This window comes from Xenococcus sp. PCC 7305 (assembly GCF_000332055.1).
Classification (GTDB): Bacteria; Cyanobacteriota; Cyanobacteriia; order Cyanobacteriales; family Xenococcaceae; genus Xenococcus.
In genome coordinates, this window is record NZ_ALVZ01000072.1 from 1 (window position 1) to 12,998 (window position 12,998).

A 12,998-nucleotide genomic window follows, 5' to 3' on the forward strand; every position below is an offset into this window, starting at 1 on the left:
CGTTGTAACCTTCTCTCCGCTATTTACAATTACGAACTATCATTATCAGCTTAAAATTTCTTGTTGTGACAATAATTTAAATACTTATCTATTTTGCAAGAGGTCTTTTGTACTTATCGAACTCACGTTGACCAAGAGGGCGGATTTGTAATTCGCTAAGGAACGCGCGAGTTTGAAAATTGAAAATTTATTCTTTAGACTTAAGATGCTAATACAAAAGATGGTCTATATTTATTTAGACTGAATAGCTTATCTATTCTTCTAACATCTGATGTGTTTAAGAGAGGTTTTGAACTTTGGTATTTAACAAGCTAACTAATCAAGTAAAAGGTAAAGCAGGGGAAGTCGCTGCCGCTGGAGAAGAGAAAATCGATGCAATCATCGATGAGTTCAATAAGATGATGCCTTTTGCCGAAGAATTGGGCCTAAGTATCGCCAGCTTTAATATTGAAGCAGGTTTGCTCCCGCAAATACAAGCCTCTTTAGTAGGTTCAATTGAGGATATTAAAGATGAAACCGTTGAAAGATTAATTGCCGAAAATGATAATAATAAACTTTTGGTAGCAATCTTTAAAGCGGTATTAATGGCAAAAAGCGTTCATCAGAAACTTGAAGGAGCTTATATTTCGATTTTGAAAGACCTAGTTATTGATGTCAAACTTGGAATTCCTCCCAGCATCTCTTGTCGTTTCAAATAAATATCATCACAAACTTTGTAGAGACGTAAAATTTTATGTCTCTACTGATTTATGGCTCATGCAAAAATATTTACAAGCAACAGATATTATTGATTGGCAAAATCCTGAAATTTTACAATTAGCCCAATTCTTATCTCAAGGAAAAGCCAATATAGAAGCAACTGTACAGGCTTGTTTTGAATGGGTTCGTGATGAGATATATCACAGTAGTGACCATAAAATGAATCCTCTAACTTGTCGCGCGTCTGAGGTTTTGCAATATAAAACGGGCTATTGTTATGCAAAAAGTCATTTGCTAGCTGCATTATTAAGAGCAAATTCAATTCCCGCAGGATTTTGTTATCAACGATTAAGTGTTAATGACGACGGCGCACCCTATTGTTTGCATGGATTAAACGCTGTTTATTTACCAAGTGATGGTTGGTATCGTCTTGACCCTAGAGGAAATAAAATAGGTGTAGATGCTCAATTCATCCCGCCACAAGAGAAGTTAGCTTTCCGAATAAAATTTCCTGAAGAAGTAGATTGTCAACATATATTTTCTGAACCCTTACCAGAAATTATCCAAGCCTTGCAAACCCATACAACTTGGCAAGATTTACTCAACAATCTACCAGATCTCCAACCAAGGTTCTTCCAATCTTTAAATCACTAATTTTTAATTTCCAATTGTTTCAATTGCTACTTTAATGGCTCTTGAGACTGCCAAATCCTTATCAGCCAAGATAATATTTTCTTGGTTATTTCTTTGGGCAACTACCGCACAAACACAAGCTGCCTTAAAACCATAAACTCCAGCCATTTTAAATAAAACCCCAGCTTCCATTTCATAGTTCAGAATATTCAAATTGCCATATTGCTCGGTAATTCCTATCAGATGAGATTGTAAATGGGGATTAGCTGAAGAGATAATTCTTTCTTGCCCTTCATAAAAAGTATCGACAGAAGCAGTAATCCCCAGATGATAGGCAACGCCTAACTTCTGAGCTGTTTGGGCTAAGGCCACTGTGAGGAAAGGATCGGCAACGGCAGGATATTCTGGTGGAGCGATGTCATTGGCCGCACCCTGACGACATAGGGCAGCTTGGGAAATCACAATATCCCCAACTTGAATCTGTGATTGAATTGCCCCACAGGTACCAACGCGAATAATTTTTTTGATGCCTACTTGAATCAATTCGTTGACCACAATGGTAGTTGAAGGCGCACCCATGCCACTGGTCGCCACGAGAATTGATTGCTTTGGGGTTAGATCACCTAGATAACTATGAAGTCCACGGTATTTAGAAAGTAATTTGACGTTTTGTAAATAAGTGTTAGCAATTTTCCCAGTTCTCTCTGGTTCTCCCGATAATATGGCTATCTCGGGCTTGTTATCTCCTAAATCTGCTATTTCAAAACCGATATGATAGGGCATTTAAATCATGAATTGATAGATGATGAATTATGAAAGTGATAACGAATGAGTTTGCGGCGATCGCGGATGTGTGTCAGAAAAGTAAAATAGGTAAATTATTGCCCAATGCGTTTTATATTCATACTGATGCTTTGGGATTGCTTGACCCAATATTACAACAATACGAAAAAGAAGCTAGTGCATTGGCAGAAATTGCTGAGTCGGCAACTATAGTCAAGTTTGCAACAGACAGACCCAAAATATCCTATTTATATTACCCTGATTTTGATTGCGACCCCCATCCCAAATTACAAAAAACTATCATAGTTCATTTAAATACTAAGCAAGTTTTTCAGCGTCAATACCAAAATTCGAAAAACCCTCCAATTTTGCATGGCAAGGAAGCCTTCGTTACGCCCGATTACCCTTTATATCAAGAATTTGCGCAACTAACCGCCGAGGAACTCGCCCTAGGTCTTTTGGATAATCCTCGTATTATCGGAACATTGCAACAATGGCAGAGATTATTGTTTGATCATGGATTAGATTTTGCCGGACATCATGTAGTTTGCCCTCTAAACAACAATTACGCTGTCAAAAAAGAGCCTAATATTGACAAACAGGTGGCAATATCGCCACGTACTAAGTTATCCCGTCCTGTCAGGGTCATTTTAGAAGAAGAATTGTTGAATTACAGTACGAGCTTTTTCGATTATGGTTCTGGTCAGGGAGAAGATGTGAGCCGACTTCGCGATCGCGGTTACAACAGTTCTGGTTGGGACCCTCACCACTCCCCAGAAAATGCCATTATTAATGCCGATATTGTTAATTTTGGCTATGTCCTCAATGTGATTCAAGACGACCAGGAAAGACAAGAAGCTTTGACGAAAGCTTGGTCCTTGACTAAGAGCATTTTGGTTGTGGCGGCGCAAGTATTAGTCAATAATCGACAACAAGGGTTGCTTGCCTATGAAGATGGTGTATTAACCTGTCAAAAACCTGCTCAAAAATATTATGAGCAAGCAGAATTAAAAACATATATTGATAGTACCCTGGAGGTCAATGCGATCGCCGTAGATCTGGGAGTTTTTCTGGTTTTTCGTGATGCCAAACAAGCCGAAATTTTCCGCTCTTCTCGCTTTGTTTCTCGCCTCACAACTCCTAAAATTTGTCGAGAACAACAGGAGTTTAAAGATCATGAAAAATTACTGACTCCCTTAATGGAGTTTTACACAAAGAGAGGTCGCGTTCCCGTAAAAGGAGAATTAGCAGTAGAAGCAGCAATCAAAGAAAATTTTAAAACCTATCGTCGTGCCTTTCAATTGATTTTACAATCAACTAACAAACAAGAATGGGACGATATTAAGGAACAACGTCGTCAAGATTTATTGGTTTATCTAGCTTTAGGAAATTTTCAAGACCGTCCTACTATTCGGAAGATCGCCTCAGAGATTAAAGAAGATGCTAAAGCCTTATTAATCAGTTATAAACAAGCCTGTCTGCTGGCGGATATTTTATTATTGGGAGTTAGTAATCTAGAGAAGATTGGCGAGCTTTGTCAAAAAAGCCCTGTTGGCAAACAATTACAGGGTGCGATCGCAATTCATATGAGTGCTTTGGATAAATTACCTCCATTACTGAGGGTATATGAAGGCAGTGCTAGTCGGATTTATGGTCGCTTAGAAAACGCCAATATTATCAAGCTATACTACAATCGCCCCAAAATCAGTTATCTTTACTATCCAGACTTTGACAAAGTTGCCCATCCCACTTTAACTACTACCATGGAGGTAGATCTCCAGAATTTTGCCGCTGTTTATAATGACATTTCCGATCATGACAATCCGCCAATCCTGCATCGTAAAGACTCTTTAGTTGCAACCGATTACCCTCATTACGCAAAATTTTCTCAACTCGTTCGTCAAGAACAAGAACTGGGTTTGCTGGCAGATTTTAGTGCAATTCGTCGTCTCCAAGGATGGCAAAAATGCTTACAAAATAATAAAATCACAATCCGCGATCACAAAATTTATTAAGATTACTATAAAATAGCTTATCTTTAAGGGATTGGGGAATAATTAATCAGGGAGATTTTATGTCCAACTAGAGAGGTAAAATCTCGAAAACAGATGTTATAACCGTAGAGAACAAGAAACCTATTTTCAATTCTTCGTTTCGCCACCAACCTAATCATCTACTAGTACAGATATTCTATTTTTATTTATGTCAACGATTGAAGCTTTAAAACCTGCGGGAAAAGCAGCAGTAGTAATCTATATGCCCTACTACGGCAAAAATAAGCAAAGCTGGCTACCCTATGCCATTTCTCTTTATAGTCAAGGTGCCCTTGAAGGCAACAGGGAAGTCCAAGGAGGAGAGGCCATTCCCTTTGTGGCGAGTTGGTATGTATCCAAGCTGCCATCAGAGTTGACTCGTTGTCGGTTACAATTCGACGGGCAAGCAGAATTAAGTTATGAGGTAACTTTATCCAATTCTGAGTTCATTGATTACCTAATTGATGTCATCATGAACTTTAAGAGCTCTCACTTTACAGATTTTCCCCGTAGCTTCTATCGGAAACTACTGCGATTTGAATAAGGAGAGGGTCAAACCGTACTGAATCATCAAATTTAAGGAGTGGGGAAGTGGCGAAACCTGCCAAATATCTTCTGATTGGCTCTATCGAAGCCTATAGTGGCAAATCGGCAACTGTCTTGGGAATTACTCATCATTTAAATGAACAAGGGATTCAAGTTGCTTATGGTAAACCTCTGGGGACTTGTTTGAGTACAAATCCGGTAGAGCTTGTAGAAAAGGATATTCGTTTTGTATCAGACATCTTGGGTTTGTCTTCTGAGAAGATACATCCAACTCTTTTGAATCTCGATCGCGACACAATTACTCGCAGATTGCTCGGTAAAGATACTCAGGATTATGCCCAGGCCCTCCAAGAATATATCCAATCTATTGAGGGGGAACTAGCTTTACTTGAGGGGGCAAGCTCCCTTTGGGAAGGTAGTTTATTTAATTTATCTATTCCTGAAATTGCGAAGGCAGTGGATGGCTCGATTTTATTGGTAACGCGCTATAGTTCTATATCTTTGGTCGCTAGTTTATTAACTGCTAAACAGTTTCTTGGCGATCGCTTGTTGGGAATTACCATTAATGACGTTCCCCCAGAAGACTGGGAGGATGTTCAGAATTTGATCGTCCCTTATTTGGAAAAACAGAATATTCCAGTGTTGGCCGTGTTGCCCAAAGATCGACTGCTCAACAGTGTCAGTGTTCGTGAATTGGCAAGAAGATTGGAAGCGAAAATCCTTTGCCGTGGGGATCGCTTGGATTTGATGGTCGAAAGCCTCAGTATTGGCGCGATGAATGTTAATTCTGCCTTAGAATATTTTCGGCAAAGGGAAAATATGGTAGTTGTCACCGGTGGCGATCGCACTGAACTCCAGATGGCAGCTCTCGAAACATCAACCAATTGTCTGATTGTCACAGGAAATGTTACTCCCAAGCCACTAATTTTAAATCGGGCTGAAGATCTCGAAATCCCGATTCTGGCAGTAGATTCTGATACTTTAACAACAGTAGAAATTGTGGATGCTGCTTTTGGCAAAGTACCAATTCGGGAACCGATTAAAGTACAGCAAATTCGTGAGCTGATGAAGCAATATTTTGATTTTGATCGCCTGAGTGCCGCGTTGGGTCTAGTCCCATTGCCGGGAAGTAAGTGAGTCGGAGAGAGGTTTTAGGTATTGGGTGTTAGGTTTTAGGTGATGGGGAGTTAGGGCAATAGGGAATTAGGGAAAATATTTGCCCTTCATAAATTAACTTGTTGGACCACCTAGCACCTAACATCAGTCTTGACTGAATTATAAATTGCCAAGTCAAGTTAATTATCAATTGTTAAAACCGCCGGAGTTTGGCGAATTCGCTGTTCTAATGGTTTCACTTTTTCGACTAATTTGATAAATTCTTCATATTCAGGGACTTGGGAATCCACTACATAACCGGCATCACTAACGATACTGGCTGGAGCTTCTCTCATAGAATCACTAATATTTTCCTGTTGATTGCGTTCGATCGCGGGACTTAAAATTACCACTCCCGAAGGAATTAAACGACTTTTTCGTAAGACCCGAAAATTAGTTTCAAATTCAAAGCGATGAGCTTGAAATTCTGATTCGGCTAAAGCTCCTGCTTCGACCTCTCCATCTTGGATTAATTGCAAAACTTCTTTGGGCGTTGGGGCAAAAAAAATCTGGGCTAGGGTTAAACCATAGAGATCATACAAAGGGAGATAATAACCAGTGGCTGACCCTGGTTTTCCCAACGCTACTTTTTTATTCGACAAATCGGCCAGCTCTTCTATGGGGCTATTTTTTTTGACAACTAAAACAGATCTTTCTCGATTGCCTAGTCCTTCTAGGGTAAAGATAGGAAGATATTGCCCTTCTTTAATTGCGATCGCTGCTATGCCAGGAGGTGCAAAGACCAAAGACCATCTCTGACGCTGAATTTGTTCTAATGCTTGAAGCTCATTGTAGGCTGGTTCCAATTCAACAATCGAATTAGTTTGCTCAGCTAAATAACTTTGCAAAGGTTCATATTTGTCTACAGATCTAGCTTCATTGCCATAACTGACAACTCCAATAGTCAGTCTTTCTGTACTAATCTGTGAAGGAGAGCTACAACCAAACAAGATTGCACCCACCAAAATAGATAATTTAATTTTCAGCATTTAGTTAAAGCCCATCGCTAATTTTCCAAATAAGTGAACTTCTGCCTTCTGCCCTCTGCCTTTGTCACTTTAAGATTAATTAACCATTAAGTATCCAGACAGAATTAATTGTAAGCCTTATTGTTTGTTTTAATCCCTAAACTTTGAGGGTATTATTTTGGTTTTTGTATTAAAATCGATAGCGATTGCCCTTTAGATAAATTCTTTGAGAATATGGCAGAAGAAACACAAAAATCCACTCCCGCAGCAAAAACTCCCGCAGCAGCGAAAGCCCCTGCCGCAAAAAAGGCCAAAAAACCTAAATTAGAAGATAAACCTTTTAAAGAATTTATTGAGGAGCATTTTACTACCGCACTTCAGGAAGCCTTCACCTCTGAAGGATTAGAAGATATGAGTTTGCAATTTAGCAAACAAGGACTCCCCATTAATGGCGCCGATCCTCAAGAACAATGCTGGCAGATTATTGGTAATTGGCAAAACGGACAACGCCAGTTTAATCTTTACTTCCTCGAAGAAAATATTACTGGAGCGAAAGCCTTTTCGGCCTCCACAAATGGTCAAACCCCTAGCACTATTGAATCTTTTATGATTGATGAGCGCCGAGTTACTCTTGATTTAATGGTGTTATATACTGTCCAGCGTTTAAATGGCCAGAAATGGCTTTTTGGGAACTAATCTTTCACAATTTATTTAGTTACAATGCGTGTCTATATTTTACTTTTTAATGCCCGAACCAATAATGAGGGAATTCATACAATCCAAATTGGCGATCGCCAAAAAGTCTTGATGTTTCAAGAAGAAGATGATGCAACTCGTTTTGCCATCATGCTGGAAGCTCAGGATTTTCCTGAGCCGACAGTAGAAGAGATTGACTCGGAAGAGGTCAAGGCTTTTTGCGAAAAAGCTGATTATGATAGCGAATTAATTGAACCAGGGCAATTAGCTCTTCCCCCAGAAAAAAATGTCGAACAAACCGATTGGGATCAAGAATCGGAGGGCTCTTCAGTAGCCGATGCGAAATCAGACTCCAAGACTATGGCCCAAAACGAATTAGAAAGAATACGTCAACAATTAGAGGGGCTGCTTTAGACATTGACCATTCATCAGTTATCCAGTTACTGAGGTTGCTTATTTGGTTTGAAGAAATCTCTGAAAACTTTGCACATTTTCTGTTTCCTGTTCCCTGTTCCCTGTTCCCTATTCCCCCACCTGAAACCCTAATTCTACAGACAATGCTGCTAGCGAGAAAATGCACATTGAGTTTGTTCCTCTCAGGGTTTTTAACCTTCACTTACTCTTGTCTTAACATTTCGTTATTTCTCGATAATTATGTTAATTCAATAGCATTAAATGTAATCAAATTACAGTCTAGCCCAGGCTATGTTAAAGAAATCAAACAAGTATTAAGTATTTTCCGAGAAGTACACCAAAAATCCTGTAATAAATAATACTGTAAGGTGTAGTTCAAATTACCAACACCAAATTTATTATCTATTTCCTTAAAACATTAAAAACACTGGCAAAATTAGCAATACTCAAAACACTAGCATAATGAATCCAGTCCAGAACAGTTTATCTTAATCTTTATCTTCTGGGTCGGCTCATTTGTTATCAATACAACATAAATGAATAAATCTCTATTGAATAATAAGTTTGTTGTCACAACACCCCTTTACTACGTCAATGATGTTCCTCATATTGGCAGCGCCTATACCACAATGATCGCTGATGTTTTGATCCGATTTCAGCGTTTGCAGGGAAATTCAGCATTGCTGATTACAGGAACAGATGAACATGGGCAAAAAATCCAACGTACCGCAGAAGAAAAGGGTGTAGCAACCCAAGAACATTGCGATCGCATTGTCCAGAGTTTTGAGGCTCTTTGGGAGAAGCTTAATATTCAGTATGATCGCTTTAGTCGGACAACTGCGTCCAACCACGAAGCGATCGTTAGGGAATTTTTTCAGCGGGTTTGGGATCAAGGAGACATTTATTTAGACCAACAACAAGGCTGGTATTGCGTTTCTTGCGAAGAATTCAAAGAAGCGAGGGAACTCAACGAAGATAAATTCTGTCAGATTCATCCTAATAAAAAAGCCGAATGGCGTGATGAAGAAAATTATTTTTTTCGTCTTTCCAAATACCAATCCCAACTGGAGGAAATCTATCAAAATGACCCTGATTTTATTCAGCCAGCAAGCCGTCGTAATGAAGTTCTAAATTTCGTCAACCAGGGCTTAAAGGATTTTTCGATTTCCCGGGTGAATTTGGACTGGGGCTTTCCTGTCCCCACAGACCCCAAACATACTATCTATGTCTGGTTTGATGCTCTTTTGGGTTATGTAACCGCCCTGCTAGAGCCAGATCAAGAACCAAACCTCGAAAATGCCCTTGCTCAATGGTGGCCGATAAATCTTCACCTGATTGGTAAAGATATCTTACGTTTTCATGCGGTTTATTGGCCAGCCATGCTTTTGGCCGCAAAATTGCCTATACCAGAGAGAGTATTCGGTCATGGTTTCTTAACCAAAGATGGTCTCAAGATGGGAAAAAGTTTGGGAAATACCCTCGATCCCTTTGCCCTGGTAGATAAATACGGTTCTGATGCCGTTCGTTACTACTTTGTCAAAGCAATTGAATTGGGCAAGGATGGGGATTTTAATGAACATCGTTTTGTTGAGGTCTTAAATGCTGACCTGGCCAAGAATTTGGGTAATTTACTCAATCGAACCTTAGGCATGTTAAATAAATATTGCCAAGGCAATGGCCCTCAATTAACAGCATCTGATTATCCAGAAGACCATCCATTAAAAATTATTGGCAAAAATTTATCTCAAGAAGTAACAAAATCTTATGAAAATTTAAAATTTAAACAAGCGTGCGAAGATATTTTGGCCTTGGCTAATGCTAGTAATAAATATATCGATGAGGGAGCACCTTGGAGTCTATTCAAGCAGGGAAAACAAGCAGAAATTGAATATATACTCTATGCTGTCTTGGAATCAATAAGACTATCTGCCTATCTTTTATCGCCGATTATCCCCAATCTAAGTAATGATATTTATCATCAATTAGGTTTTGATCTAGATTTTAATAATAAAAATCAAATTGGCCAGAAAGCTATTTTTGCCGAACATTCTCAGTGGGGTCAACTGACAGCAAACCGAAATCTTAATAAAGCTCGCCCCATTTTTTCTCAATTGGAATTATCATCAGGGGATTAAAGTTTTTTTTTCTTATTTTCAATACCACAATCACAAATACTAATTCAAGTCCTTAAAACATCTCAAACATTAAATCGTTTGACCAATTAAATAACTATTTACTAAATCGAAGAGGCTTAAAAAAATGTTAGAAGATTTTGAAACGGATACGATTTTTACTCCCGAACAGATTTTGGAAAATCGGGGAAGAGTAGCAATTTTTATTGATGGCTCTAATCTGTTTTATGCAGCACTTCAGTTGGGCATTGAAATAGATTACAGCAAGCTGTTGCATAGTCTGACTTCTGGCTCAAGACTTTTGCGTTCGTTTTTCTATACTGGGGTTGACCGTACCAACGAAAAACAACAAGGGTTTTTGCTTTGGATGCGTCGCAATGGTTATCGTGTCATTGCCAAAGATCTTGTCCAATTGCCAGATGGCTCAAAAAAAGCCAACCTTGACGTAGAAATTGCTGTTGATATGATGGCCTTAGTTGGTTCTTACGATACTGCGGTGTTAGTGAGTGGCGATGGCGATCTTGCCTATGCAGTAGATGCAGTTAGTTATCGTGGGGCCAGAGTTGAGGTGGTCAGCTTACGTTCGATGACTAGTGATAGTTTGATTAATGTGGCCGATCGCTATATAGATCTCGATCAAATCAAAGCTGATATTCAGAAAACCAGTAAACATAGTAGTGAATCCTATCACAGTTTTCCAGGATTTGGTCTTTTGGATGAGCATGTAGTAAATAAAAGTATTAGTAAATAGGTCTGTTGTCTAGCTATAGAAAATCGGAAATTTTGAGGGTAGCCAAAATAATCATTGCTGCTTGGTGCTTGTCGGCGAATGTTGCTTGTCGAGGCACAGATCCGCAGGGAAATTCTAGTCCTCAAAATACCGAGATTGCCGGTCGTTCTGAAACGCAATTGTTGCTAAATGATGCTGTCTTGGAGCAGTCTAGTAATCAGGGTAATCTTTCCTGGAAAATTAAATCAGAAACAGCTACCTATAGTGCTGACCAAAAAAATGCCTATTTAGAGAAGATAACTGCCAATCTCATTGATAATGGCAAGATTATCTTACAGGTAAGTGCCGAACAGGGAGAAGTTCGCGACAACAATAATCTAATTTTGCTACAAGATAAGGTCGTGGCAGTTGATCCACGAAGTGATATTGTTTTAAACAGCGATCGCGCCGAATGGCGACCCCAAGAGAATATTCTCATTATTACCGAAAATCTCCGGGTAAATAATTCAAATTTAGAGGTTACTGCCAACCAAGCCAAATACTTTAGCGATCGCGAAAACCTAGAGTTAACAGGCCAGGTTGTGGTCAATGCAGTTGATCCCTATTTGATTATGAGTACTGAGCGTTTACTCTGGAAAATACCTCAAAAAAGATTAATAGGAAATCTGCCTTGGCAAGTCGTTCGTTACCAAGAAGATATTGTCACCGACCGCTTAGTTGCAGATCGAGGAGAAGTTGATCTCCAGCAAAATATTCTAAGCTTATCGCAAAATATCGAAATCATTTCGCTCGACCCCCAACTGCAAATTGCGACTAATGCGGCGCAATGGGATTATCAAAATCGCCTTGTTACTGCAACGGAGCCGATTCAGGTTGTGGATCGACAACGTCAACTAGATGTGACAGGAAATCAAGGACAAGTTGATTTGATTGCTGAGGTTGTGACTCTTCAAGGAGGGGTCAAGGGTATTGATAATCGCGAGCTCTCTACGTTACATTCTCAAGAATTAACCTGGGACATTCCTGGACAGACGGTTACCGCAACGGGGAATGTTGTTTACAATGAACCTTGATTCAGTTATCAGTGAACAGTTATCAGTTATCAGTTAAAATTCAGGAGCAACTATCTAGATATTATTTTTTATATGCATCAAGTAAGTTTGGTTCGTGCTCAATCCTACGAACTGCCAGAGTTAAGAGCCTCTATTGAATATTTGCTGGAGCCTCTAGGGGGAATGGGGGCAGTAGTAAAAAAAGGCGATCGCGTTTTACTTAAGCCGAACCTCCTAACAGGATCTCGTCCTACTAAAGAATGTATTACCCGCAAAGAAATCGTCTATTGTGTTGCTCAGTTAGTCATAGAAGCTGGGGGTCAACCTTTCTTGGGTGATAGTCCAGCTTTTGGTAGTGCTAAAGGAGTTGCCAAGGTCAATGGTTATCTTCCTTTATGTGAAGAATTGGACTTACCCATTATTGAGTTTTCTGGTCAACGCTACGACACTGACAATGAAAACTTTAATCAGCTACGTCTTTCCAAAGAAGCAATTAATGCCGATGTGGTGATTAATCTTCCCAAAGTTAAATCTCATATGCAGCTAACAATGACGATGGGAGTTAAAAATCTTTTTGGTTGTGTGCCAGGAAAAATGAAGGCTTGGTGGCATATGGAAGCGGGAAAAGATGCCGATCGCTTTGGGGAGATGTTAGTGGAAACGGCTAAAGCGATCGCGCCAGATCTGACTATTATAGATGGTATTATCGGTCATGAAGGGAATGGCCCTAGTGGGGGAGAGCCGAGAGATCTAGGAATCTTAGGTGCTTCTACTAATGTTTTTGCTTTAGATCGGGCTTTTATTGAAATTCTTAATGTCGATCCCAGCTTGGTTCCTACTTTAGCAGCTCAAGCTAGACTGGGATTATCTCCAGATTTACAGGAGATTACTTTTCCTTATTGCACTCCAGAGGAATTGTTAGTCGATGACTGGAAATTACCTGATGCCTTAATGCCGATCGATTTTGGATTACCTCGGGTACTGCGTTCTACATTCAAACATTTTTATATTCGTTTTATTCAAGAACCAATGAAAGCTTATACTAGTTCTACTGCGAGGTAGGGCTGTTTCATTCTCAAAAAAGATAGATGGGGAGATGGGGATATCGGGATTTAGGGAAAAATTCCGACAAATAGTCGGTAGTTTAACGAAATTTG

13 protein-coding genes are annotated in these 12,998 nt (G+C 39.5%); 11 read left to right on the forward strand and 2 right to left on the reverse strand.

Annotated elements, in window-relative coordinates; translation table 11 throughout:
• Positions 1 to 296 precede the first annotated feature (296 nt).
• Both XEN7305_RS02160 and XEN7305_RS02165 read left to right on the forward strand, forming a co-directional pair.
• Positions 297 to 698, forward strand: a complete 402-nt coding sequence (locus XEN7305_RS02160) for a hypothetical protein (protein ID WP_006507689.1) — start codon at positions 297 to 299, stop codon at positions 696 to 698.
• Positions 699 to 756: 58 nt separating this feature from the next.
• On the forward strand, positions 757 to 1,353 hold the full coding sequence (locus XEN7305_RS02165) for a transglutaminase family protein (protein WP_006507690.1): 597 nt from the start codon (positions 757 to 759) through the stop codon (positions 1,351 to 1,353).
• 3 nt (positions 1,354 to 1,356) lie between these two features.
• Here the strand turns inward: XEN7305_RS02165 and XEN7305_RS02170 are convergent, their stop codons facing one another.
• Positions 1,357 to 2,115, reverse strand: a complete 759-nt coding sequence (locus tag XEN7305_RS02170; protein WP_006507691.1) for a nucleoside phosphorylase — start codon at positions 2,113 to 2,115, stop codon at positions 1,357 to 1,359.
• A gap of 29 nt (positions 2,116 to 2,144) precedes the next feature.
• On the opposite strand from XEN7305_RS02170, the gene XEN7305_RS02175 reads away from it, so the two are divergent.
• The 3 genes from XEN7305_RS02175 to XEN7305_RS02185 all read left to right on the forward strand — a co-directional run bounded on the left by XEN7305_RS02175 (position 2,145) and on the right by XEN7305_RS02185 (position 5,831).
• Positions 2,145 to 4,130: a DNA phosphorothioation-associated putative methyltransferase gene (locus XEN7305_RS02175; RefSeq protein ID WP_006507692.1), complete on the forward strand. Its 1,986-nt coding sequence runs from the start codon at positions 2,145 to 2,147 to the stop codon at positions 4,128 to 4,130.
• A gap of 187 nt (positions 4,131 to 4,317) precedes the next feature.
• Positions 4,318 to 4,692, forward strand: coding sequence for a type IV pilus biogenesis protein EbsA (gene ebsA, locus XEN7305_RS02180; RefSeq protein ID WP_006507693.1), 375 nt, complete (start codon positions 4,318 to 4,320; stop codon positions 4,690 to 4,692).
• 47 nt (positions 4,693 to 4,739) lie between these two features.
• Positions 4,740 to 5,831, forward strand: a complete 1,092-nt coding sequence (locus XEN7305_RS02185; RefSeq protein WP_006507694.1) for a phosphotransacetylase family protein — start codon at positions 4,740 to 4,742, stop codon at positions 5,829 to 5,831.
• A 158-nt stretch (positions 5,832 to 5,989) separates the two neighbouring features.
• Here XEN7305_RS02185 and XEN7305_RS02190 read toward each other — a convergent pair whose 3' ends face one another.
• Complete coding sequence (locus XEN7305_RS02190; protein WP_006507695.1) at positions 5,990 to 6,838, reverse strand: phosphate/phosphite/phosphonate ABC transporter substrate-binding protein; 849 nt, start codon at positions 6,836 to 6,838, stop codon at positions 5,990 to 5,992.
• Positions 6,839 to 7,051: 213 nt separating this feature from the next.
• On the opposite strand from XEN7305_RS02190, the gene XEN7305_RS02195 reads away from it, so the two are divergent.
• The 6 genes from XEN7305_RS02195 to XEN7305_RS02220 all read left to right on the forward strand — a co-directional run bounded on the left by XEN7305_RS02195 (position 7,052) and on the right by XEN7305_RS02220 (position 12,903).
• Positions 7,052 to 7,513 (forward strand): DUF2996 domain-containing protein, encoded by a 462-nt coding sequence (locus XEN7305_RS02195; RefSeq protein WP_006507696.1) that lies wholly within the window; start codon positions 7,052 to 7,054, stop codon positions 7,511 to 7,513.
• Between the two features lie 24 nt (positions 7,514 to 7,537).
• Entirely contained in the window at positions 7,538 to 7,927 is a 390-nt protein-coding gene (locus tag XEN7305_RS02200; RefSeq protein ID WP_006507697.1) for a DUF3110 domain-containing protein, read from the forward strand.
• 536 nt (positions 7,928 to 8,463) lie between these two features.
• Positions 8,464 to 10,062: a methionine--tRNA ligase gene (gene metG, locus XEN7305_RS02205; protein WP_006507698.1), complete on the forward strand. Its 1,599-nt coding sequence runs from the start codon at positions 8,464 to 8,466 to the stop codon at positions 10,060 to 10,062.
• A 124-nt stretch (positions 10,063 to 10,186) separates the two neighbouring features.
• Complete coding sequence (locus XEN7305_RS02210; RefSeq protein WP_006507699.1) at positions 10,187 to 10,810, forward strand: NYN domain-containing protein; 624 nt, start codon at positions 10,187 to 10,189, stop codon at positions 10,808 to 10,810.
• A 32-nt stretch (positions 10,811 to 10,842) separates the two neighbouring features.
• Positions 10,843 to 11,862 (forward strand): LPS export ABC transporter periplasmic protein LptC, encoded by a 1,020-nt coding sequence (gene lptC / locus XEN7305_RS02215; protein WP_144053182.1) that lies wholly within the window; start codon positions 10,843 to 10,845, stop codon positions 11,860 to 11,862.
• Between the two features lie 72 nt (positions 11,863 to 11,934).
• Positions 11,935 to 12,903, forward strand: a complete 969-nt coding sequence (locus tag XEN7305_RS02220) for a DUF362 domain-containing protein (protein ID WP_006507701.1) — start codon at positions 11,935 to 11,937, stop codon at positions 12,901 to 12,903.
• Positions 12,904 to 12,998: the final 95 nt, after the last annotated feature.

What these genes read in the sequence shown, in the direction of transcription:
- XEN7305_RS02170 (WP_006507691.1), bottom strand. Translation starts at nt 2,115, where the DNA reads ATGCCCTATCATATCGGTTTTGAAATAGCAGATTTAGGAGATAACAAG.
- XEN7305_RS02175 (WP_006507692.1), top strand. Translation starts at nt 2,145, where the DNA reads ATGAAAGTGATAACGAATGAGTTTGCGGCGATCGCGGATGTGTGTCAG.
- XEN7305_RS02195 (WP_006507696.1), top strand. Translation starts at nt 7,052, where the DNA reads ATGGCAGAAGAAACACAAAAATCCACTCCCGCAGCAAAAACTCCCGCA.
- XEN7305_RS02210 (WP_006507699.1), top strand. Translation starts at nt 10,187, where the DNA reads ATGTTAGAAGATTTTGAAACGGATACGATTTTTACTCCCGAACAGATT.
- XEN7305_RS02200 (WP_006507697.1), top strand. Translation starts at nt 7,538, where the DNA reads ATGCGTGTCTATATTTTACTTTTTAATGCCCGAACCAATAATGAGGGA.
- XEN7305_RS02220 (WP_006507701.1), top strand. Translation starts at nt 11,935, where the DNA reads ATGCATCAAGTAAGTTTGGTTCGTGCTCAATCCTACGAACTGCCAGAG.
- XEN7305_RS02190 (WP_006507695.1), bottom strand. Translation starts at nt 6,838, where the DNA reads ATGCTGAAAATTAAATTATCTATTTTGGTGGGTGCAATCTTGTTTGGT.
- ebsA (WP_006507693.1), top strand. Translation starts at nt 4,318, where the DNA reads ATGTCAACGATTGAAGCTTTAAAACCTGCGGGAAAAGCAGCAGTAGTA.
- metG (WP_006507698.1), top strand. Translation starts at nt 8,464, where the DNA reads ATGAATAAATCTCTATTGAATAATAAGTTTGTTGTCACAACACCCCTT.
- XEN7305_RS02165 (WP_006507690.1), top strand. Translation starts at nt 757, where the DNA reads ATGCAAAAATATTTACAAGCAACAGATATTATTGATTGGCAAAATCCT.